Source organism: Gemmatimonas sp., from assembly GCF_027531815.1.
Taxonomy (GTDB): domain Bacteria; phylum Gemmatimonadota; class Gemmatimonadetes; order Gemmatimonadales; family Gemmatimonadaceae; genus Gemmatimonas.
The window spans coordinates 390,590-410,507 of the sequence record NZ_JAPZSK010000004.1 but is presented as its reverse complement, the minus strand read 5'-3'; the positions used below and the strand labels follow the sequence as shown (position 1 = coordinate 410,507).

Sequence of the window (19,918 nt, the reverse complement as noted above, 5' to 3'; positions counted from 1 at the left end):
GGGTATAATTCGGTCATGATCGAGACCGTCGCCGGAGTTCTAAACACCGTCCTCGTGCTGCTGCGGCCGCTGGTGTTTGCCGCCGGGTTCCTTGCGGGGGTGGGGGCCATTACCAGCTGGGGCGTGCGGACGCGGCGCATCTCCCCGTTTTCTCCGGTCGCGCGGTTCGTCCGTGAGCGGATCGACCCGGTGCTGGTCGCGCCCATGGAGCGTCGCCTGCTGCGGGCCGGGGGCACCCCATACGCCGCCCCGTGGTGGGCGCTTGCGGCGGTCATTCTGGGGGGCCTGCTCCTGCTCTCCGGCCTGCAGTTCCTGCGCGACCAGTTCCTGCTCATGGCCTACGCCAGCCAGAGCGGCGGCGGCATGCTCCTGCTGCTGGTGAAGTGGACGTTCAGCGTGCTGCGCCTTGCGCTCTTCGCCCGCGTGATCGCCAGTTGGGTGGGCGGCGGCCCCTACTCGAAGTGGTGGCGCTGGAGTTTCGTCCTGACGGAGTGGTTCCTGGCTCCGTTGCGCAATGTGATCCCCACGATCGGCATGATCGACATCAGCGTGCTCGTGGCGTACTTCGGCCTGGGCCTCCTTGAAACGGTGGTCCTGAGCGCGCTGCGCTGAGCCGAGCGCCCGAGCGCCACCGGCGGTCAGTCCGGCCAGGCGAGGTCGACCACCACGGGCTGATGCTCGCTGGGGTACCCAGACAGGACGGTGGCGGCAACGGGGCGCAGCGTGGGCGGCACCAGTACGTGGTCAATGCGCACCGGGAAGATCCCCGCCTGCATGGTGTGGCCAAAGCCCACCCCGACGGCGGCGAAGGCGTTGGTGAGGTCGCTCCAGTCTCGGCGCAGAATGGCGCTGCCAAAGGGCAGGTTGAAATCGCCGGCCACGAGGAAGTGCCGGTCGCGCCGCGCGACCACCGAGGAGACGTAGGCCGACGCGCGTCCGCGCTCCTCCAGCGACGCACGCAACCGCGGAACCAGTTCACCCGGCTGTGGCCATCGCGCCGCCCCGAGCGCATGGCGCGGGCTGGGCAAGTGCACGGCATAGACCAGCAGCTCACCTCTGGGCGTGCGGATACGCAGCCGGATGGCGGGCGGCGAGGTCGTGGTTCCTCGCGACTCAGGGGGCGTGAGCGGCACCGCTTCGACGATGGGCCAGCGGGAGGCAAAGCAGTACGGGCCCAGCGAGCCCGCTTCGGGCACGGCAAGGCGCAGTGTCTGGGCCAGCACGACCTTGCAGTCCTGCAGCAGCACGATGTCGGCATCCCATCGGCGCAGATCGTTGCGCAGCCGCAAGGTCAGCGGCAGGCTGAAGTCGGTATTGTAGGTGACGACGCGCAGCGCGCGGGGCGGGGCCGCGGGCGTCCCACGGGGGAGCTCGAACCGGGCGATTCCAAAGACGGCGGCCAGCGTGCCGCCAACGGCGACCAGCGCCGTGGGGAGACCCGCGAGAGCCCCCAGGGGAAGCAGCAGGAGCCAGGGGAACACCACCCACCACCGGGGAGCAAAGCCCAGTAGCATTCCGAACGGGCTGGCATCGTTCACGGAAGCCAGGACAAGCCAACCGACGACCGACAGGGCACTGGCAAGCCAGACCGCCGAGCGGACGAGTCGGGTGACCTGGCCCGGCCGCGAGGCGGCGCGCCCGGAACTAGCCATGGGTTTCGGACTGTGGCACTCGGACTGTCACAGGATCTGGAGCCGAGGAACAGGGTATGAGAGCGGGGTATTCACCTGCTGTTAGGACCGGTCGGTCCTACATGTACTGGAACCCGATGACATGGAGTTGTCACCGATGCGCAAGCTTTCCCTGCTCGCTACGGCCGCCGTGCTGGCCTTCGCTGCCCCCACCGTGGCCCAGGCGCAGGATAAGGATATCGTCGAGACCGCCGTGGCGGCGGGCTCGTTCAAGACGCTCGCCAAGCTCCTCGGCGATGCCGGCCTGGTTGAAACGCTGAAGGGCCCGGGTCCGTTCACCGTGTTCGCCCCGACCGACGAGGCGTTCGCCAAGGTCCCCGCCGCTACCCTCCAGGCGCTGGCCGCCGACAAGGCGAAGCTCAAGAGCGTCCTGCTCTACCACGTGGTGGCTGGCAAGGTGATGGCTGCCGACGCCCTCAAGCTCGCCGGCAAGGGCGCCAAGACGGTGGAAGGGTCCGAAGCCAAGATCTCGGTCATGGGCAGCACGCCGATGATCAACAACGCGCACATCGTGAAGACCGACATCGCCGCCAAGAACGGCGTGATTCACGTGATCGACGCGGTGATCCTGCCGCCCAGCAAGTAAGGCGGGTGTTGCGTCACCCTCGCACGGGTGACGTCAGCGGAAGATGCAAGAAAAAGCGCCACCCGAACCGGGTGGCGCTTTTTCGTCGTACCACGGAAGGAGCCGAACGTCAGGCGACGTGACGACGACGACGGGACACCCAGGCAAGCGCGACCAGTCCCACACCCGTCAGCGCGAACGAACCAGGCTCCGGCACCTGCGCCAGAAACACCTGCCGATCGGTACGGAAAACGCCCTGCCCGTCAACCGGCGCAAGAATGCGGAAGTTGCTCGCGTCGTAAGTGGCATTCTGCGCGGCCATGTCGAACCAGTACTGCGCGTTCGGGTCACCACTCCCCTGCTGGAAGCTGAGATCGGGGAGCGTGGGGCTGCCCACGCCGGCGTCCCAGAAGATGCGCCAGAGCGCCACGTGCATCTCATTCCAGCGCGCCTGATTGGCCATGGTCATCTGGGTGGTGAGCCACGCAGCCGAGTTGAGCTTGGCGGTCGTCAGGCCACCCGCCGTGCCTTCCGGATCGTCGGCAAACTTGAGGCGCAGTGCCGTCGGCACCGGCGCCATCGACATGACGGCATCGGAGAAGGTCAGCAGCTGCACGTCGCTGTCGCCGGCACGGCCGAGCCAGTCGAAGCAGTAGATGTCGAAGGCATTGGCGCCCATGGCGCCGCCAGTGGGCTGGAACTTCGCCCGGTACGGCCCCGTGATGATGTTGTTGGCAATGGGGGCGCCGCCGATGGTACCGACGAAGTCGAGGTAGCCGCTGGTGGCCGACGCCGATGGCGCCTGCGCCTGGGCTGAGGCCGCCGTTACGGTGGCGGCAACCACGGCGAAACGCAGGGAGCGGGAGAGGAGGCTGGACATTGGCTGGAAAGAAGGGGTGGCTGATGCTTGCCCGGGCACCCTGAATCACGTTTCGTGCCACACCCTCGCCCTCTGAAGTGGCAAGCTCGGGCATACGGTGTGTGGCGACGCTGCGACAGCAGGTGCGTCGCGCATGCCGCAATGTTCCCCCGCACGGTCCAGTCACGAGAGCGGAGCCCAGCAGCAGGGCGCATTACAGCCGTGGCAATGCCGGACATCGGGGCGCACTATTGAGGATGCTCATTTCCCTCGCGCCACGCCGCGCGCTCCTCGCGCTGCTTCTGGCCGGCACGCCGTGCCTCGCCGCCGCCCAGCCGCGGGCCGTCGCCTCCCAGTCGCCGGCCGATCTGATCGTCACCAACGCCCGCGTCTACACCGCCGACGACACCCGCCCGCTGGTCGAGGCCTTTGCCGTCCGCGGCGGTCGCATCGTCTTCACCGGCTCGGCGCGCGAAGCGGTCACCCTCACGGGGGCCGCCACACAGGTTGTGGATGCCGGCGGCCGGACGGTCATCCCCGGCATGGTGGACGGCCACGCGCACTTCGCCGGCCTCGCGCAGAAGCTGCGCAGCGTCGATCTCGTGGGCACGAGGAGCTACGACGAGGTGATCGCGCGGGTGGTCGACCGCGCCAAGACCACCCCCGCGGGATCGTGGATCGTGGGGCGAGGCTGGGATCAGAACGCCTGGGGGAATACGGCCTTCCCCACCCACGAGGCGCTGTCGGCGGCCGTGCCCGACCACCCGGTGATCCTCGATCGGGTGGACGGACACGCGGCCCTCGCCAACGCCGCGGCCATGCGCCTTGCCGGCCTCACGGCCGCCACGAAGGACCCGAGCGGCGGCAAGATCCTGCGCGACGCGAAGGGCGCGCCCACAGGGGTGCTCATCGACCGCGCGTCGGGGCTCGTGGAGAACAAGGTGCCCGCGCCCTCGCGGGAGGAGCTGCGCGCCGCGCTCAAGGACGCGGTGGCGCGCATGCACTCGCTGGGGCTGGTGGGCATGCACGACGCCGGCGCCTCGCGCGAATCCATCGAGCTGTTCGAGGACATGGCCGCGAAGCGCGAGCTCAACTTGCGCCTCTACGTGATGATCGGCGACAACGCCGAGGCGTTGCAGCACTACTTCGCCCTCGGGCCACGCAACGCGCTGTACGACGGTCAGCTCTGGGTGCGGGCGGTGAAGCTGTACGCCGATGGCGCCATGGGCTCGCGCGGCGCGGCGCTGCTGGAGCCGTACAGCGACGACCCGAACAACTCGGGGTTGCTGCTCAGCGCGCCGGCGCACATTCAGGAGGTGGCCGAGCGTGGGCTGGCGGCGGGCTTCCAGGTCAACACGCACGCCATTGGCGACCGCGGCAACCGGGTGGTGCTCGACGCCTATGAGCGGGCGTTCGCCCAGGTCCCCCGCGCCGACCATCGCTTTCGCGTGGAGCATGCGCAGATCCTGCACCAGGACGACATCCCGCGCTTCGCGCAGCTGGGGGTGATTCCCAGCATGCAGGCCAGCCACCAGACGAGTGACATGTACTGGATCGGCAAGCGCCTGGGCCCCACGCGCCTCTACGGCGCCTATGCCTGGCAGTCGCTGCTGAAGACGGGGGTGGTGATCCCCAACGGCAGTGACTTCCCGGTGGAAGACGTGAACCCGCTCATCAGCTTCCACGCCAGCATTGCCCGCCAGGATGCGCGTGACTGGCCTGCCGGTGGCTGGTACCCCGAGCAGCGCATGTCGCGCGAAGACGCGCTGCGCAGCATGACGCTCTGGCCGGCGTATGCGGGCTTCCAGGAACAGGTCATGGGCTCGATCACGCCGGGCAAGTACGCCGACTTCGTGGTGCTCGATCAGGACATCATGCGCATCCCAGCGGACCTGGTGTTGCGGACACGCGTGCTGAGCACCTGGCTGGCAGGCAAGCTGGTCTACAAAGCCCCGCAGTGAGCGGGTGAAGACGCCACAGCCTCATGCGTGTTCGCTGCATGGGGGGGGACAGAGGCGTGAGGCAGCGACGAAAGCGCAACGACTTGGCCGCTCTGTGCGGCAGCCAATGCGAAGGGGGCGGCGCGACTCACGTCGCTCCGCCTCCCTTTTTTTGCGCCATTACTCGCCAGGTTGCGTGCGCGAGCGCAGCATTGGGCAGAGCGCCACGCTCCCCCGTGTGTCTCCCTGCCTCCCCTGGTCATGCGCATCGTCTCCCTGCTCCCCGCCGCCACCGAGATCGTGGCCCTCCTTGGCGCCACCGATCATCTGGTTGGCATCACCCACGAGTGCGACTATCCCGACGTCGTCCGATCGCGTGCCCGGGTGACACGCAGCGCCCTCCCGCATGCCCACGATCCGTCGGCCATCGACGCGGCGGTGCGTGATGCCCAAGCCGGCGGCGTGGCGCTGTTCACGCTCGACGACAAGACCATCACGGCCCTCCACCCAACGGCGATTCTCACCCAGGAGCTGTGCGAGGTGTGCGCCGTGCGCGAGGCGGACGTCCGGGCGCTTGCCGCCCGCCTCGCGCCACAGCCGGAGGTGGTGACGCTGGGCGGCACCTCACTGGACGGGATCTACGCGGATATCCGAGCCGTGGCCCGGGCCATCGGGGCCGACGACGAGGCCGATGAACTGCTGGCGGGGCTGCGGGATCGCGTGAAGCATGTGCACAGCACGCTCAAGGCGGCGCAGGCGCCGCGCCCCAGGGTAGCGCTGGTGGAGTGGACCGACCCGCTGTACGTCGCCGGGCATTGGGGGCCCGAGCAGATCGCCCGCGCCGGCGGTACCGATGTGCTGGGTGCGGCGGGAGCGCACAGCGTGCCGGTGGCCATGGACGCCCTGCGCGATGCCGACCCGGAGATCGTGTTGTTTGCCCCCTGCGGCTACTCGCTCGAGCAGGCGGCCGCGGAGGCGGGGCGGTGTCTTGCCCTGCCGCAGTGGCAATGGCTTGCGGGGCGGCAGGTCTGGGCGCTCGACGCCAACGGCCTCATCTCACGGCCTGGGCCGCGGGTGGTGGAAGGCATCGAGGCCATGGCCAGCATCTTTGCGCCCTCGCTGTTCAGCGAGATCGAACCCTGGCATGCGGTGCGGCTGCAGTAGCCGCACCACCGCTACCCCACCCACATCTTCACCGCCATGATCACCATGAGCACGGCGAAGCCCTTGCGCAGCATGTCGGCGTCGATGTTGGTGGCAATCCAGCTCCCGCCGAACGCGCCCACCGCCATGCCCACCGCAATGAGCAGCGCATCGCGCGGCTGCAGGTGGCCGGCGCGGTAGTAGGTCAGCGCACCGACCGCCGCCCCGAGTGGCAGCACCAGCGCCGCCAGCGACGTCCCGGCCGCCTGCTGCGGTGGCATTTTCGCGAGATACACCAGCGCCGGCACGATCACGATGCCGCCGCCTATTCCGAAGACGCCCGACAGAATGCCGGCGCCCAGGCCGATGGCAAGAAGCAGGAGGGTCATGCCTCCACAATAGCACCTATATTCCCCCCATGCTTTCTGACTCGTCCATCGCCTTTCTCAAGCGCCTGCTCGATACCCCTGGGCCGTCGGGGTTCGAAGGCGCGCCGGCGCGTGTGTGGCGCGCCGAAGCGGCCACCTTCGCGGCCGACATCCGCGCCGACGTGGTCGGCAACTCGCTGGCCACCGCCGAGGGGGATGGTACCGGCCCCACCATTCTGCTGGCGGGCCATATCGACGAGATCGGCATCATCATCACCCACATCGATGACAAGGGCTACGTCTACTTCGAGCCCATCGGCGGGTGGGACCCCCAGGTCCTCGTAGCGCAGCGCATCCGCTTTCTCGGCCGTCATGGCGATGTCATTGGCGTGATCGGCAAGAAGCCCATTCACCTCATGAAGCCGGACGAGCGCGAGAAGGCCTCCAAGATCACCGATCTGTGGGTGGACATCGGCGTCACGACCAAGGCGGAAGCGCTCGAACTGCTGGAAGTGGGTGACGCGGGGGTCATCGACTCGCGCTCCCTCGACATGCCCAACAACCGCCTCGTGAGCCGCAGCATCGACGACCGCATTGGCGCGTTCGTGGTGCTGGAGGCGCTGCGTCGCTACGCGGCACGCCCCGGGGCGGCGCGCGTCGTGGCCGCCGCAACGGCGCAGGAGGAGATCGGCTACAGCGGCGGTGGGGCGCGCGTGGCGGCGCAGAGCGTGGAGGCCACCATGGCCGTCGCGGTGGACGTGACCTTCGCCACCGATCATCCGGGCATGAAAAAGGAAGAAGTGGGCGAACACTCGATAGGGGGCGGACCGGTGCTCACGCGCGGCAGCGTGACCAGTCCGGTCGTCTACCGATTGCTGGCGGAGACCGCGAAGTCCCTCGAGATCCCCTTCAGCATTCACGCCGCCGGTCGCTTCACCAGCACCGACGCCGATGCCATGCAGCTGGCGCGCACGGGAGTGGCCACGGCGCTGGTGAGCATTCCCAACCGCTACATGCACTCACCGAACGAAATGGTCTCACTCGACGATCTCGATCGCGCCGCCGAGCTCATTGCGGAAACCTGCCGTCGGGTGACGGCCGCCACCGACTTCACGGCGCGCTGACCTCCCCCCAACACGGCTGACGCGGAGACCGCGCGCGTCAGCCGCGCAGCCGGAAGGCTGCCTGCGCCACTTCCGGGTCGGCGTCGTTCATGAGCGTCTCCACGTGCGGCATGACGGCGCTGCCGCGTGCCTTCACCAGCGCTTCGAGTGCCGCGATGCGCAGCCATGCCTCGCGCGGCGCCTCCCCCGTGTCACCCACCTGCTGTTGCGGCATCGCCAGCCGCAGCAGCCGCTGCACGGCGTCGGCGCTGCCCAGCTTGCCCAGCGACGCCAGCATCTCGAGCGCCACATCCTCGTTGGTTTCCTTCTCGAGCGCCATGGCGAGACGCAGCGCCGGCGGGCGTACCACAGTGCCGGTGCCTGGCGTCAACCCGTAGCTGATCGCCGCGATGCGTCGCACCTCGGCGCTGGCGTCGTCAATGGCCGCGTGCAGCCCCTGCAGCGCCTTGACCGTGCCCAGACGCACCAGGGATCGCGCGACTGCCACCCGGATGCGCTCGTCGGCATGGTGCAGCAACGGCAGCATGGCGAGATCGGCCTGTTCGATCCCCATCTCGCCCAGCAGCGCCACCGCATTGCGCACCACGAACCAGCGGGAATCGCGCACGTGATCAAAGAGCGTCGGGCCGGCGATGTCAAGCTGGACGATGCTGTCGAAATAGACCCGCCGCGCGGCGCCGTCATCCGCCTGCATCAGCTGTTTGACCAGGATATCCACCGCGGTCTCGCCCGCCCGGGCAAGCAGCTCCAGCAGCATCGTGCGGTCTTCCACGTACGGCAGTCGCCCGGCCAGCAGCTCAAGGCTGCTGCGGTGCTGCAGCCGGCGCATCACCCGTTCGAGCGCCAGTCGACCGCCCCCCCCAGCGACAACATGCGCCTGACGTGCCGCCGCGACGGCGACCTGCTCCAGCAGGCGAGCGTCACCACGGTACTCGGCCTGATCGATGATCGGCACCAGCGCGTCCACCACGCGACTGCATGCCATATCGTCGGTGGCGGCCGCCAGCCGTACCAGCGTGGGACCGGCCCCCTGCAGCGCCTCGGTCGAAACACCGGCCTTGACTTCCGTGGGCATCGATGACGCCCCGGCTGACACGCCCCTGGCGCCATCGGGAGGTGTCGCGAGCCGATGCCCGCCCGGGTGATCCGCCGGCGTGACGAGGACGCTCCACGACCGCAAGAGTTCGCGCGGTTGCTGCTCAGCCACGGCACTCATCGAGGTGGGCGTATCGTTCATGACCAGCGTATCCTCCTCCGTCCGCCGCCGCGCCAGCAGCGTCGCCAGCGTCAGCAGTTCGGCCGGCGCCGCCCCCTGCCGTACGGTGATGCCACCCACGCCCAGCGACAGACAGCGGAAGAGCAGTGTGCCCAGCAGGGGGTCGTCGCGCGTGAGTCCCCGATCCACGGGCTCCCAGTCGAGCACGAACCGCTGCTCGTGGATACGACACAGCAGGGGCGCTTCACGCACACGGGCGGTGAACTGACGCAGTGCGTCCCGAACCGCGGTTGCCGCGTCCGGCCCCTGGGCACCGTCGCGGGACGTGCCCAGGGTGGCCATGCGATCGACGAGCAGCGCGAGCGAACGGAGCGTCCCACGCGCCGCACGACCGCCGGGTACCACATGCGGCGCGCTGGATTCGCCCGCGGCGACCACGGTCCGGCCATAGCCAAGAGGGGGCATGCCACAAAGATAGGGCACGGCCCGCACTGAGTGAACGGTGCCTCATCCACCACTAGCTTTGGGTTATGCCTACCGGTTTTACGCACACCACCGCGATCCCCCTCTTTTATCGTGTTGACGGGCACGGTGACCCGTTGCTGCTCCTGCACGGCGGCCCCGGGGCGCATCACGACTATCTCTACCCGCAGATGCTGGCCCTGGCCGATCGGCACCGGGTGGTGACCTACGACCAGCGCGGCGGGGGGCGGTCGAAAACGGACGACCCCGCCCCGATCACCTGGCAGACCCAGGTGGCCGATCTGGCGCAGGTACTCGCGGAACTCGGCGTGGCTCCGCCCGGCGCCGGTGGCGCGACGGTGGTGGGGTATTCGTGGGGTGCCCTGCTCGCCATGCTCTACGCGCTGCAGGCAACCATGGACGCGACGCTCCCCCCGGTTGCGCGCCTCGTCCTGATTTCCCCGGCGCCCATTTCGCGGGCGTGGCGAGACGAATTCGAGACCACCCTCGCCGTGCGGGGACGGAGTGACGCCATCCGGGCCATGCGCGACACGCTGACGGCCTCCGGCCTGCGGGACTCGGATCCGGCCGCATTCCGCCAACGCAGCTTCGAGCTGAGCGTGGCGGGGTACTTCGCCGACCCGGCACGAGCCACCGCCCTCACGCCATTCCGGGTCACCGGCAAGGTGCAGCAATCGGTGTGGCAGTCCCTCGGCGACTTTGATCTGCGTCAATCGCTTCGTGCCGTGCGCGTACCCACGCTCGTTATTCATGGACGGCAGGATCCCATTCCGCTTGCGTCCGCAACCGCGGCCGCGGAGGCGCTTGGCGGCGAGTGTGTCGTGCTCGAGGCGTGTGGTCATGTGCCGTACGTTGAACGTCCCGACGAGCTGTTCCGTACCATTGAACGCTTCCTGACCGCTACCGCCTAGCGCATGGGGCTGCTGGACACGGAGGCAGCGCACCAGGAGCGCCAGCGGACCGAGGCACCGCTGCTGACGCGCGTGCAGCAGATGACGCACCTGACGGGTGTGAAAGGCGAGCAGCGGGCGCGACACGGGGGCTCACGGGGCCCGCCGGACGGTGGCTAGATTGCGTCCATGAACTGCCGTGACGCCGCGCAGGCCCTTACCCAGATCGCCGTGCTGCTCGAGCTGCACGATGGGGACCGTGACGTCGTGCGGGGCATGCAGGGCGCGGCGCGCGTAATCGCGGGACACGGTGAACGCGATGTGCGGGAGGTCCTGGCCGGCATGGCCGCTGAGGTCGGCGCCCTCAATGCCGGAGCCCTCGATGTGCTGCGCGATCTGGCGGAGAGCAACGGCTCATCCATGCTGGAACGCCTGCAGGAGGAAACGCCGGAGGGGCTGATGGAGATGCTGCGCGTCCCGGGGCTGGGGCCGGCACGCATCCGCTCCATTCACGAGCACCTGCACGTGGACACGCTCCTTGAACTGGAGCTGGCCGCCCGCGATGGCCGGTTGGCCGCACTCCCGAAGTTTGGTGCGAAAACGGCCGACAAGGTACTCAAGGGCATCGCCGACCTGCGCGCCACGGGGGCCTACGTGCTGTGGCAGCACGGGCGCGCCGAGGCCGAGCGCATTGTCGAGGCAATGCGCGCCCATCCCGACGTGCTGACGCTGGAGATAGCGGGTTCGATTCGGCGTCGTGTCGAGATCGTGCGGGACGTGGATCTCGTGGCCGCGGTGCGCGGGTCCCCCAGCGTTGTGGCGGCCTCGCTGGCGCAGCTTGGCGACGTCCGCGAGGTACTCGGTGGGGGCGGGCGGTCGCTTTCGTTGCGACTCGCCGATGGCGTACGGGTGGATCTCGCCTGCGTGCGCCCGGAACAGTTCGCGATGGCCCTGTGGAGAGCCACCGGCAGTGCCCTCCACGTGCAGCAGGTCATGATGCATGCGGCCCGGTTGGGGTTCACGATGGCCAACGACGAACTGCGGGACGCCAGCGGAACGCCAATCCCCATCGCCAGCGAGATGGCGTTGTACGCGCAGCTGGGGCTTGCGTGGGTCCCCCCCGAGCAACGCGAGGGGCACGGCGAGGTGGACGCCGCGGCGCGCGGGAGCTTGCCGGCCGGCGTGCGCGAAGAGGATCTGCGCGGTGCGCTGCACTGCCACTCGCAGTACAGTGACGGCGGCGCCACGGTGGAACAGATGGCCCGTGCGGCGATGGCTCGCGGCCTGCGCTATCTGGGGGTGAGCGACCACTCACAGTCGAACACCTACGCCGGTGGTCTGTCGCGTGATCGCATTGAAGAACAGCACGCGGAGATCGACGCGCTCAATGCGCGGCTCGCGGAGGAGGGGGTCGACTTCCGGGTGCTCAAGGGGATCGAAGCCGACATCCTGCCGTGCGGCCGGGTGGATTACGACGCGGCGTTTCTCGATCGCTTTGATTTCGTGATCGGCAGCGTACACACGCGGTATGGTATGAATGCGGAGCAGATGACGAACCGCGTGCTCAAGGCCCTCGACGATCCGCACCTCACCATCCTGGGGCATCCGACCGGTCGGCTGCTGCTGACGCGGGAGCCGTACGCCATCGACCTCGCGGCGATCATCGAGAAGGCGGGGCGCGTGGGCGTGGCGATTGAACTCAATGCCGACCCGCACCGTCTCGACATCGACTGGAAGGCCTGTCGCCTGGCGGCCGAGAACGGCACACTGGTGAGCATCGGCCCCGACGCGCATTCCCCACAGGGTTTCGACAATCTCGAGCTGGGCACAGCCATCGCCCGCAAGGGATGGCTGGAGCCGCGGCATGTGCTGAACACGCGCAGCGCGGACGAGGTGCTGGCCTTTGCGCGCGCGCGGCGTGCGGCGGCGGGCACCGGTGTGTGAAACGGCTCGGGGGAGGCGCGGAGCCGCGGAGACCCAGAGCGCTACCATGTCTTCGGCTTTCTCTGACCCTCCGCGTCGCCTACGAGCAGTGAAACCCATTTCGTTGACCCAGTGATGGCCCGTGGATCGAACAGCCCCCGTCAGCCGCTCAGCGTGAAGCAGCCGGCCAAGACGGCGAAGCAGGTCTCCTCTCCCGTCAAGCCGGCCGCGGCACCGAAGGCGCGGAAGACGAGCAAGACGTTCGGCCTCAAGCCCAGTCAGCGCGCGGCGCCGGTGGCAACGAGTCCCCGGACGAAGGCCGACAAGCGGCGCGTGGCGGCGGTCGTGCTGGAGCGACTCAAGACGGAGTACCCCGACGCGCACTGCGAGCTCGATCACACGAATGCCTTCGAGCTGTTGTGCGCCACGATTCTGTCGGCGCAGTGCACCGACGTGCGGGTGAACATGGTGACCCCGGCGCTGTTCAAGGCGTACCCCACCGCCGAAGCGTTGAGCGTGGCGAAGCTCGAGGCCGTGGAGGAGATCGTGCGCACGACCGGGTTCTTCCGGGCCAAGGCCAAGAGCCTCGTGGGGATGGCGAATCGGCTGGTGGAACGCCACGGCGGGGAGGTCCCCCGCACCATCGCCGAGCTCGTGCCACTCCCCGGGGTAGGGCGGAAGACGGCCAACGTGATCCTCGGCAACGCCTTCGACATCAACGAGGGCATCGTGGTGGACACCCACGTGCAGCGCTTGTCGCGGCGGCTGGGACTCACGCGTGAGCCGGATCCGATCGGGATTGAGCGGGAGCTCATGCCCCTCTTCCCGCAGGCCGACTGGGCGCTGCTCAGCCATCTGCTGATCTTCCACGGCCGTCGGACCTGCTTCGCCCGCAAGCCGGCGTGCGGGCGCTGCGTCGTGCAGGAGGTCTGTCCGAGCGCCGGGGTCGCCGAGTGAATCGGGCAGTCTACCGGGGTGGAAAGTGGGGGCGGCCGTGTAGATTTCCGCAGTCGTTGTCTACCCCTATCCCGAGACTCCTGTGACCAAGCTGGCCACATTCGAAACGAACAAGGGCACCCTCGTGGCGGAACTGTACCCCACCGAGGCGCCGATCACCGTGGAAAACTTCGAGAAGCTCGCCAACAGCGGCTTCTACGATGGCATCAAGTTTCATCGTGTCATTGCCGATTTTGTGGTGCAGGGCGGGTGCCCGCACACCAAGGACGGTAAGGGTCCGGTCGGAACTGGCGGTCCGGGCTGGCGCATCAAGTGCGAAACGGCGGGCAATCCGCACAAGCACAAGGCGGGTGCCCTCTCCATGGCGCATGCCGGCAAGGACACCGGCGGCAGCCAGTTTTTCATCGTGCTGAGCGAGCCGAATACGCGTCACCTCAACGGGGTGCACACGGTATTCGGTCAGGTAACGCAGGGGCTGGAGATCCTGCCGTCCATCGCGCAGAATGATCACATGGTGTCGGTGCGGGTTGCCGATTCGCAGTAAGGCTGGTTGGCTCACCCGCCGACCGCAGCCGGCAGGACTTACCGACGGCAGGCGCAACGTTCGCTCTGTCGCTCCCATCCACTCCCCTGGGAGACTTACGATATGGCAGGTCACAAGCACGACACGAACCCCGACATGGGCGCGGCATTTGCCGGTCTCATTGGCGGGATGATCTTCCTCGGCGCGATTCTCTACGGCGTGGTGCTCTGGACAAACAAGAAGTTCGAGGGGCATGGCGCCGAGAAGAAGGCCGCGATCGCCGTGGAAGCACCGGCGCGCACCTGATTCTCAACTATGGAAAGCTCATCACGGGTCCGACCACACGGTCGGGCCCGTGGTGTTTCTGCCTCATGACACGTCCTCGCGCGACGGGCTCGTCGCTCCTGCTGGCCCTCGCCATGCTGGTCGTCCCCATGGGGCCGCCGCTCCTGGCCCAGCGGCTGTCCCTCGGCGACGCGGCGCGTCTGGCGGCGCGGCAGTTCGGCGCGGTCGACGTGGCGCGCGCGCGGGCGGCGCAGGCCGAGGCCCGGGTAACCCAGCGCCGCAGCGCCCTGTTGCCCGACCTGTCGGCGGGGGTGCAGCAAGCGGAGCGTACCCTCAACTCGGCGACGTTCGGCTTTTCCTTCAGCAATCCCGTTACCGGACGCCCGTTACTCCGCCCCGATGGGGAGTTGCTCGGGCCCATCCCCACGCTCGATCTGCGGTATCGCGTACAGGCCCCGCTGCTCGATCTCGGTCGGTATCAGGGGTGGCGCGCGTCGCAGGCCACGGCGAGCGCGGCCTCACTGGAGGTGGAAGCGCAGGCCGAGGGCGCCGCGGCATCGGCGGCGACCGCGTACGTGCGGGCCGCCCGGGCGGAGGCCCAGCTGGGCGCACGTCGCGCCGACAGCACGCTCGCCGCGGAGCTGGTGCGCATGGCGCGGGATCAGCTCCAGGCTGGCGTAGGCATTGCCCTCGACGTGACACGGGCAGAGTCGCAGCTGGCGGCGGTACGCGCGCAGATCATCGCGGCCCGCACCGATCGCGATCGCACGCTCCTGGAACTGAAGCGCCTCACCGGCACGCCGCTCGATGCCTCGATTGAGCTGGCGGATTCCCTGGGCGCGCTGCCGGTGGACGCCGCGCACCCCGGCGAACGGGAGGCCCTCTCCGCCGCCCTGAATGCGCGCCCCGACGTGCAGGCACTGCGTGCTCAGGAGTTCGCCCAGCAGCAGGCGGCCAAGGCCATTCGCTGGGAGCGGACGCCGCAGCTGTCGGCGCTGGTCGAGCAGGGCGTCATTGGACGAAACGCCGACCGACTGTTGCCCACATACCTCTGGGGCGTGCAGCTCTCGGTGGGGCTCTTCGACGGGTACCGCCGCGAATCGCGCCTCGAGGAGCAGCTCGCGGTGGCGCGTGAAACCGAGGTACGCCTCAAGGAAACGCGGGCGCAGGGCGAACTGGAGGTGCGCGCGGCGCTGCTGGAGCTCACGGCTGCGGCGGAACAGGTGGAGGCGGCACGAGAGCGCCTCGGTCTCGCTGAGCGGGAAGTGGCGCAGGCGCAGGAACGGTTCCGCGCGGGTGTGGCCGGCAACGGCGACGTCATCAGTGCGCTGCTCTCGCTCAATCAGGCCCGGACGCTCCGCAACGATGCCCTGGCGCTCTACCATGGCGCCCGCGTGTCTCTCGCACGCGCCACGGGAACGGTGCGACGCCTGCCGTGACGCGCGCGCGGGGGAACAACGCGGGGGAACAACGCGGGGGAGCAACGCGCGATCGACTACGCGCTGGAAGGAACGCGTTGGCAGTTACGCGTTGGCACTTACGCGTTGGCAGGGACGCGTAGGGACGCGGGGGACCACGCGGGCAACCACGCGGGCAACTACGCGGGCAACTACGCGGGCAACCACGCGGGCAACCACGCGGGCGACGGCGCTGCGCTGGTCGCGGTAGAGGCGGAGGGGCATCGGCGGACTAGGGGCGGGGGAGCCTCTCTTGTTCGAGTCGCTGGATCAGGCGCTGCAGCATGGTCTTCACGACTTGTCGCGTACCCTGACAGGCGGTGTATCTGCGGGGTGACAGTGCCCCTGCATCTGCCGCTGTTTCAAGATGCGCCCCTACCTCGTCGGCAGAGCCGAGCGCCACGCGCAGGAAGTTGAGCGCCTGCGCGTCGCTGGTCTGTTGTTCTGCCTCGGCAATGTTGGCCGGCACCGACACCGCGGCGCGGAGTAGCTGGTTGCGCAGACCGGGCGAGCGACGTGCCACCAGCTCGTCGGCGGCCGTGTGCACGGCAAGGGACAGGGCTCGCGCCGCCGAACGCGAGCGATGGAAGGAGCGTTTGGGCATGTGCCAGCATGCCACACCCACAGGTCATCTGTGTCATCAATCGTTCGCGCATCGGTGCATTCGAACGCGGCGGGCCGGTAACCCAGTCGCCGTGGCGAAACGGCAGCCGGAAGTCGTGGCGACCAGCGCAGCGCCGTCGCCCGCGTCCCGGCGACCAGCGCAGCGCCGTCGCCCGCGTAGTGACCCAGCGTAGTTGCGCGCGTGGTTGCCCGCGTCCCTATGCGTTCCCGCCAACGCGTAGCTGCCAACGCGTGAGTGCCAACGCGTTCCTTCCAGCGCGTAGTCGATCGCGCGTGGTCCCCCGCGTCGTTCCCGCGTCGTTCGCCCCTACCGAGATGCGTGGACAGTCGCCAGAATCCCCCCATGCCCACCCGTGCGGAAGCCTTTGCCCTCGTCTGCGAGTGGACCCAGTCCGAGTCCCTCCGCAAGCACATGCTGGCGGTGGAAACCGCCATGCGCGCCTATGCCCGGCGGCTGGGGCAGGACGAGGAAGCGTGGGGCACAGCGGGGCTCATCCACGACTTCGACTACGAGCGCTTCCCCAACGACGCGCAGGCACCCGACGCCGAGCATCCGGCGGAGGGGGTGCGCCACCTGCGCGGTCTGGGCTGGCCTGACGAGATCCTCGAGGCGATCCTCGGGCATGCGCACTATACCGGGGTAGCCCGTACCACCCCCATGGCGCAGGCCCTGTTCGCGGTAGACGAACTGACCGGGCTCATCACGGCCTGTGCCCTCGTGAAGCCATCCCGGGCGGTGCGCGACGTCGATGTCGCGGGGGTCCGGAAGAAGATGAAGGACAAGGCGTTCGCCCGGGGCGTCAATCGGGACGATATCGTACAGGGCGCCGACGCCTTGGGGGTCCCGCTCGACGAACACATCGGGCTGGTCCTGGCGGCCATGCAGGAAAACGCCGCCGCGCTGGGACTCGCAGGTGTGCCCCAGCCCCACTCGGCTTCAACGGCGATTTCCAGCGATGCGTAATTCGGGTGTCCCAACCCGATCACGTGACCGCCATCCCGCTTCCCACGCCAATTCTGGTTCCCGCATCGGGGACCCATCGCATGGGCCCTGAGCGACCGCTCTCGGCCGAGGCGCTGGAGGAGCGTGAGCTGGTGCTGGCCGCGCAGGCCGGAGACAGTGCAGCCTTCGCCGGACTCGTGCGCCGTCATCAGCGTCGTGCTTACGCGGTGGCGCGGGCAATCGTCCTGTCACACGACGACGCCGAGGATGCGGTGCAGGAGGGATTCCTGCATGCCTTCCGGGCCCTCGAGCGTTTTCGGCCGGAGCAGGCGTTCGGGGCCTGGTTGCACCGGATTGTCGCCAATGCGGCGTTGGACATCGCGCGACGTCGCAAGGTGCGCGACGCCGACGAGTTACCGGAAACGCTGTCGAGTCCGCATCGCGACCCGGCAGAGTCAGATGAGTTGCGAGCGCGCCTCACCAGCGCGCTGGACACCCTGGGTGAGCGGCAGCGCGCGGTGATCGTGCTGCACGACGTCGAGGGATACAAGCACGCGGAGATCGGGGCACTTCTCGGAATTCCCGAGGGCACGGCCCGATCGGACCTGCATCATGCTCGGGCGCACCTGCGGCGCCAGCTGAGCAATCTTCGGAGTGGATCATGACTGTCACGCGGAACGACAACGGGCGGAGCCCGGGTGCGGATCCCCAGGTGACCGCGGTATTGCGGGCGCATTACGAGGCGCCCGCTGGCGAGGCGTATTGGGGGGAACTCGAACAGTCGATCATGCAACGGCTGGCCACCGCGACCAGTGGCGTGGTACGGGAGCTGCGCCCCTCGTGGTGGAGCGGTTTCGCCGAGCTGCGCGGCGCCGACATGCGGGCCGTGGCCTCCGTGGCCGCCACGATTGCGCTGCTCGCCGCCGGCGCGGCGTTCGTGCGCGGGCAGGCGGCCAGCGCCCGGGCTCGCGAGCTGGCGGCGCGCGCCGCCGTCGAAACCGCTATGCCGCTCCCCATCGACGGCAGCACGCTCACCGGGGGCCGTCGACACCTGCCCAAGGATGCCCCCGAGCGCTATCTGAATCCGCTCGACTACTGAGCCGGCTACCCGTGTCCACATCACCCCGCCCCAAGTCGCTCGCGATGATGTTCCTGCTCGGCGCCTTCCTCACCGGAGGTGCCGTGGGCTTCGCCGCCGAGCGGGCCGTAAGCAAGCCGGTCGTCATGCTCAACGACGAGAAGTCGGTGCGGGAAGAGCTCGCCCGTGAACTCCGATTGACCGCCGAACAGAAGGTCGTCGTGGACTCGGCATGGGAGTGGCGCCGGGCGCGCTCCCGCGAGATCATGGCGGCGGTCCGCCCGGCGCTCGACTCGGTGCGCGACAGCGCCCGCGGGCGCATGATGGCCATTCTCGATGAGGCGCAAAAGGAATCCTTCCGGCGCCTGATCGAGCGTAACCAGCGTCTTGCCGATAGCGCAGAACGCGCGCGCGGCACATCCAAGTGACTCATTCCGTGAAACCAGTGGCTACCGATCGCTGGCGCCGGCTGGTGCTGACCATGGGGGCGGTCCTGCTGGCCGCCCCGTTGTCGTCCAAGGCCCAGTCTGCCGGGGCGCCGGCACGCGACCCCCTGCGCGATGGCGGGCGCAGCGACGAGGCAGCACGTCCGATTCGTTTGCGGGACGCCGTGGAACAGGCGCAGCGCAATGCCCCCGCCGCCGTGGCCGCGCGCGGGCTGGAGCGCAACGCCGCGGCCGCCAACCGCAGTGCGCTCGCCGCCTACATGCCGGCGCTCACCCTCAGCGCCGGCAGCGCCCGCACCCAGGGTGTGCAGTTCTTCCAGGGCGCGCTGGTGCCGCTGCGCGGCGATCCGTGGAACTACAACAACGGTCTCGCGGCCTCCTTGCAGCTGTTCGACGGCAACCAGCGGTGGCATGAACTCTCCCGCAGCCGTGCCGTGGCCGATGCGGCCGACGCCGCAACCATTCAGGCCCGGTTCGACGCGTCGCTCCAGACCAAGCAGCAGTTCTACGCCGCACTCGCTGCGCGCGAATCGGAAGCGGCCGCGCGCGCATTGCTCACGGAAGCCGAGCAGCAGCTCAAGGCGTCCACCGCACGCTTCGTGGCCGGCGTGGCCACCAAGTCCGACTCCCTCCGCTCGGCCATTCAGCTGGGCAACGCGCAATTGGCCGTGCTGACCGCCGAGAATGACCGGCGGGTGGCCAATGCCGCGCTCACGCGGGTGATCGGCTCACAGGTGCTGGTCACTCCCGCGCTCGACGACACGGTGGATGCCCTGGAGCCATTGCCGTCGGAGCAGGAGCTCGAGCAGCTCATCGCGCGCAGCCCGACGGTGATGCAGGCCGAGGCGAACCTCCTGGCGGCCCGGGCCGGCCGCAAGGCGCAGCGCTCGACGTACCTGCCGTCGCTGACCATGTCGTACAACTACGCGTACACACAGACCAGCCGCAGCTTCTCCAGCAGCGACATCTGGCTGTTCTCGGGCGGCAATCCCAACCGGCAGCAGCTGAACTTCAACTTCAGCTACCCCCTGTTCAACGGCCTCGTCCGCGAGCAGCAAACGGTGCAGACCGATGTGGCCCTTCGCAACGCGGAAGCCCAGTTGCGGGATGCGCGCCTGGGCGCACGGCAGACGCTGACCCAGCAGCTGCGCGCCCTCGACAACGCCGAAGCACGGGCGCGTGTACAGGTGGCCGCCATCGCCGCGGCCGAAGAGGATCTGCGTGTGCAGCAGCAGCGCTATGCCCTGGGCGCCAGCACCCTGCTCGACCTGCTGACCTCGCAGACGCAGCTCAACCAGGCGCGGCAGGCGCTCATTCAGGCGCGCTTCGACGGCCGGATCGCCCGCGCGCAGCTGAGCGCGCTGATCGGCCGGGAGATGTAGCAGGGGGCCGTCGGGGCCCCG

The 19,918-nt window shown here is 68.9% G+C and carries 21 protein-coding genes; 16 read left to right on the top strand and 5 right to left on the bottom strand.

Annotated features, from left to right (window positions below; all coding sequences use genetic code 11):
- Positions 1 to 15 precede the first annotated feature (15 nt).
- Positions 16 to 612, top strand: coding sequence for a YggT family protein (locus O9271_RS05635; protein ID WP_298266947.1), 597 nt, complete (start codon positions 16 to 18; stop codon positions 610 to 612).
- A 26-nt stretch (positions 613 to 638) separates the two neighbouring features.
- Here the strand turns inward: O9271_RS05635 and O9271_RS05630 are convergent, their stop codons facing one another.
- Positions 639 to 1,652 carry an endonuclease/exonuclease/phosphatase family protein gene (locus tag O9271_RS05630; protein WP_298266944.1) on the bottom strand — a complete coding sequence of 338 codons (1,014 nt, stop codon included), beginning with the start codon at positions 1,650 to 1,652 and terminating at the stop codon, positions 639 to 641.
- A gap of 136 nt (positions 1,653 to 1,788) precedes the next feature.
- Here O9271_RS05630 and O9271_RS05625 point away from each other — a divergent pair, with 136 nt between their 5' ends.
- Positions 1,789 to 2,277 carry a fasciclin domain-containing protein gene (locus tag O9271_RS05625; protein WP_298266941.1) on the top strand — a complete coding sequence of 163 codons (489 nt, stop codon included), beginning with the start codon at positions 1,789 to 1,791 and terminating at the stop codon, positions 2,275 to 2,277.
- A 109-nt stretch (positions 2,278 to 2,386) separates the two neighbouring features.
- Here O9271_RS05625 and O9271_RS05620 read toward each other — a convergent pair whose 3' ends face one another.
- Positions 2,387 to 3,136, bottom strand: a complete 750-nt coding sequence (locus O9271_RS05620; RefSeq protein ID WP_298266939.1) for a PEP-CTERM sorting domain-containing protein — start codon at positions 3,134 to 3,136, stop codon at positions 2,387 to 2,389.
- A gap of 236 nt (positions 3,137 to 3,372) precedes the next feature.
- Here O9271_RS05620 and O9271_RS05615 point away from each other — a divergent pair, with 236 nt between their 5' ends.
- Both O9271_RS05615 and O9271_RS05610 read left to right on the top strand, forming a co-directional pair.
- Complete coding sequence (locus O9271_RS05615) at positions 3,373 to 5,076, top strand: amidohydrolase (RefSeq protein ID WP_298266936.1); 1,704 nt, start codon at positions 3,373 to 3,375, stop codon at positions 5,074 to 5,076.
- 240 nt (positions 5,077 to 5,316) lie between these two features.
- Positions 5,317 to 6,219 carry an ABC transporter substrate-binding protein gene (locus tag O9271_RS05610; RefSeq protein WP_298266933.1) on the top strand — a complete coding sequence of 301 codons (903 nt, stop codon included), beginning with the start codon at positions 5,317 to 5,319 and terminating at the stop codon, positions 6,217 to 6,219.
- Positions 6,220 to 6,230: 11 nt separating this feature from the next.
- Here O9271_RS05610 and O9271_RS05605 read toward each other — a convergent pair whose 3' ends face one another.
- Positions 6,231 to 6,587, bottom strand: a complete 357-nt coding sequence (locus O9271_RS05605; RefSeq protein ID WP_298266932.1) for a sulfite exporter TauE/SafE family protein — start codon at positions 6,585 to 6,587, stop codon at positions 6,231 to 6,233.
- A gap of 29 nt (positions 6,588 to 6,616) precedes the next feature.
- On the opposite strand from O9271_RS05605, the gene O9271_RS05600 reads away from it, so the two are divergent.
- Positions 6,617 to 7,690: a M20/M25/M40 family metallo-hydrolase gene (locus tag O9271_RS05600; RefSeq protein WP_298266929.1), complete on the top strand. Its 1,074-nt coding sequence runs from the start codon at positions 6,617 to 6,619 to the stop codon at positions 7,688 to 7,690.
- Between the two features lie 37 nt (positions 7,691 to 7,727).
- Here the strand turns inward: O9271_RS05600 and O9271_RS05595 are convergent, their stop codons facing one another.
- Positions 7,728 to 9,371 carry a HEAT repeat domain-containing protein gene (locus tag O9271_RS05595; RefSeq protein WP_298266927.1) on the bottom strand — a complete coding sequence of 548 codons (1,644 nt, stop codon included), beginning with the start codon at positions 9,369 to 9,371 and terminating at the stop codon, positions 7,728 to 7,730.
- 65 nt (positions 9,372 to 9,436) lie between these two features.
- On the opposite strand from O9271_RS05595, the gene O9271_RS05590 reads away from it, so the two are divergent.
- From O9271_RS05590 to O9271_RS05565, 6 genes are all read left to right on the top strand, one after another.
- Positions 9,437 to 10,300: an alpha/beta hydrolase gene (locus tag O9271_RS05590; protein WP_298266925.1), complete on the top strand. Its 864-nt coding sequence runs from the start codon at positions 9,437 to 9,439 to the stop codon at positions 10,298 to 10,300.
- 168 nt (positions 10,301 to 10,468) lie between these two features.
- Entirely contained in the window at positions 10,469 to 12,223 is a 1,755-nt protein-coding gene (locus tag O9271_RS05585; RefSeq protein ID WP_298266923.1) for a PHP domain-containing protein, read from the top strand.
- 114 nt (positions 12,224 to 12,337) lie between these two features.
- Entirely contained in the window at positions 12,338 to 13,159 is an 822-nt protein-coding gene (nth, locus tag O9271_RS05580) for an endonuclease III (RefSeq protein ID WP_298266921.1), read from the top strand.
- Between the two features lie 82 nt (positions 13,160 to 13,241).
- Complete coding sequence (locus O9271_RS05575; protein ID WP_298266919.1) at positions 13,242 to 13,703, top strand: peptidylprolyl isomerase; 462 nt, start codon at positions 13,242 to 13,244, stop codon at positions 13,701 to 13,703.
- Positions 13,704 to 13,805: 102 nt separating this feature from the next.
- Positions 13,806 to 13,988 carry a hypothetical protein gene (locus O9271_RS05570; protein ID WP_298266917.1) on the top strand — a complete coding sequence of 61 codons (183 nt, stop codon included), beginning with the start codon at positions 13,806 to 13,808 and terminating at the stop codon, positions 13,986 to 13,988.
- Between the two features lie 65 nt (positions 13,989 to 14,053).
- Positions 14,054 to 15,406, top strand: a complete 1,353-nt coding sequence (locus O9271_RS05565; RefSeq protein WP_298266915.1) for a TolC family protein — start codon at positions 14,054 to 14,056, stop codon at positions 15,404 to 15,406.
- A gap of 250 nt (positions 15,407 to 15,656) precedes the next feature.
- Here O9271_RS05565 and O9271_RS05560 read toward each other — a convergent pair whose 3' ends face one another.
- Positions 15,657 to 16,028: a four helix bundle protein gene (locus O9271_RS05560; RefSeq protein ID WP_298266913.1), complete on the bottom strand. Its 372-nt coding sequence runs from the start codon at positions 16,026 to 16,028 to the stop codon at positions 15,657 to 15,659.
- A 363-nt stretch (positions 16,029 to 16,391) separates the two neighbouring features.
- Here O9271_RS05560 and O9271_RS05555 point away from each other — a divergent pair, with 363 nt between their 5' ends.
- From O9271_RS05555 to O9271_RS05535, 5 genes are read left to right on the top strand one after another with little or no spacing between them, the layout of a single operon-like run.
- Positions 16,392 to 17,012, top strand: a complete 621-nt coding sequence (locus tag O9271_RS05555) for an HDIG domain-containing metalloprotein (protein WP_298266911.1) — start codon at positions 16,392 to 16,394, stop codon at positions 17,010 to 17,012.
- 23 nt (positions 17,013 to 17,035) lie between these two features.
- Positions 17,036 to 17,656 (top strand): sigma-70 family RNA polymerase sigma factor, encoded by a 621-nt coding sequence (locus tag O9271_RS05550; protein WP_298266908.1) that lies wholly within the window; start codon positions 17,036 to 17,038, stop codon positions 17,654 to 17,656.
- Positions 17,653 to 18,090: a hypothetical protein gene (locus O9271_RS05545; protein WP_298266905.1), complete on the top strand. Its 438-nt coding sequence runs from the start codon at positions 17,653 to 17,655 to the stop codon at positions 18,088 to 18,090. Before O9271_RS05550 ends, O9271_RS05545 begins: the two co-directional genes overlap by 4 nt.
- 11 nt (positions 18,091 to 18,101) lie before the next feature.
- Positions 18,102 to 18,497 carry a hypothetical protein gene (locus O9271_RS05540; RefSeq protein ID WP_298266903.1) on the top strand — a complete coding sequence of 132 codons (396 nt, stop codon included), beginning with the start codon at positions 18,102 to 18,104 and terminating at the stop codon, positions 18,495 to 18,497.
- Between the two features lie 17 nt (positions 18,498 to 18,514).
- A complete protein-coding gene (locus O9271_RS05535; protein WP_298266900.1) occupies positions 18,515 to 19,897 on the top strand; it encodes a TolC family protein in 1,383 nt (460 codons plus the stop codon).
- Positions 19,898 to 19,918 lie beyond the last annotated feature (21 nt).

Bases quoted from the DNA above. Each gene is read 5' to 3' on its own strand.
- O9271_RS05600 (WP_298266929.1), top strand. From the start codon at position 6,617: ATGCTTTCTGACTCGTCCATCGCCTTTCTCAAGCGCCTGCTCGATACC.
- O9271_RS05620 (WP_298266939.1), bottom strand. From the start codon at position 3,136: ATGTCCAGCCTCCTCTCCCGCTCCCTGCGTTTCGCCGTGGTTGCCGCC.
- O9271_RS05585 (WP_298266923.1), top strand. From the start codon at position 10,469: ATGAACTGCCGTGACGCCGCGCAGGCCCTTACCCAGATCGCCGTGCTG.
- O9271_RS05615 (WP_298266936.1), top strand. From the start codon at position 3,373: ATGCTCATTTCCCTCGCGCCACGCCGCGCGCTCCTCGCGCTGCTTCTG.
- O9271_RS05630 (WP_298266944.1), bottom strand. From the start codon at position 1,652: ATGGCTAGTTCCGGGCGCGCCGCCTCGCGGCCGGGCCAGGTCACCCGA.
- nth (WP_298266921.1), top strand. From the start codon at position 12,338: ATGGCCCGTGGATCGAACAGCCCCCGTCAGCCGCTCAGCGTGAAGCAG.
- O9271_RS05590 (WP_298266925.1), top strand. From the start codon at position 9,437: ATGCCTACCGGTTTTACGCACACCACCGCGATCCCCCTCTTTTATCGT.
- O9271_RS05625 (WP_298266941.1), top strand. From the start codon at position 1,789: ATGCGCAAGCTTTCCCTGCTCGCTACGGCCGCCGTGCTGGCCTTCGCT.
- O9271_RS05605 (WP_298266932.1), bottom strand. From the start codon at position 6,587: ATGACCCTCCTGCTTCTTGCCATCGGCCTGGGCGCCGGCATTCTGTCG.
- O9271_RS05555 (WP_298266911.1), top strand. From the start codon at position 16,392: ATGCCCACCCGTGCGGAAGCCTTTGCCCTCGTCTGCGAGTGGACCCAG.
- O9271_RS05560 (WP_298266913.1), bottom strand. From the start codon at position 16,028: ATGCCCAAACGCTCCTTCCATCGCTCGCGTTCGGCGGCGCGAGCCCTG.
- O9271_RS05565 (WP_298266915.1), top strand. From the start codon at position 14,054: ATGACACGTCCTCGCGCGACGGGCTCGTCGCTCCTGCTGGCCCTCGCC.
- O9271_RS05545 (WP_298266905.1), top strand. From the start codon at position 17,653: ATGACTGTCACGCGGAACGACAACGGGCGGAGCCCGGGTGCGGATCCC.
- O9271_RS05570 (WP_298266917.1), top strand. From the start codon at position 13,806: ATGGCAGGTCACAAGCACGACACGAACCCCGACATGGGCGCGGCATTT.
- O9271_RS05610 (WP_298266933.1), top strand. From the start codon at position 5,317: ATGCGCATCGTCTCCCTGCTCCCCGCCGCCACCGAGATCGTGGCCCTC.
- O9271_RS05635 (WP_298266947.1), top strand. From the start codon at position 16: ATGATCGAGACCGTCGCCGGAGTTCTAAACACCGTCCTCGTGCTGCTG.
- O9271_RS05595 (WP_298266927.1), bottom strand. From the start codon at position 9,371: ATGCCCCCTCTTGGCTATGGCCGGACCGTGGTCGCCGCGGGCGAATCC.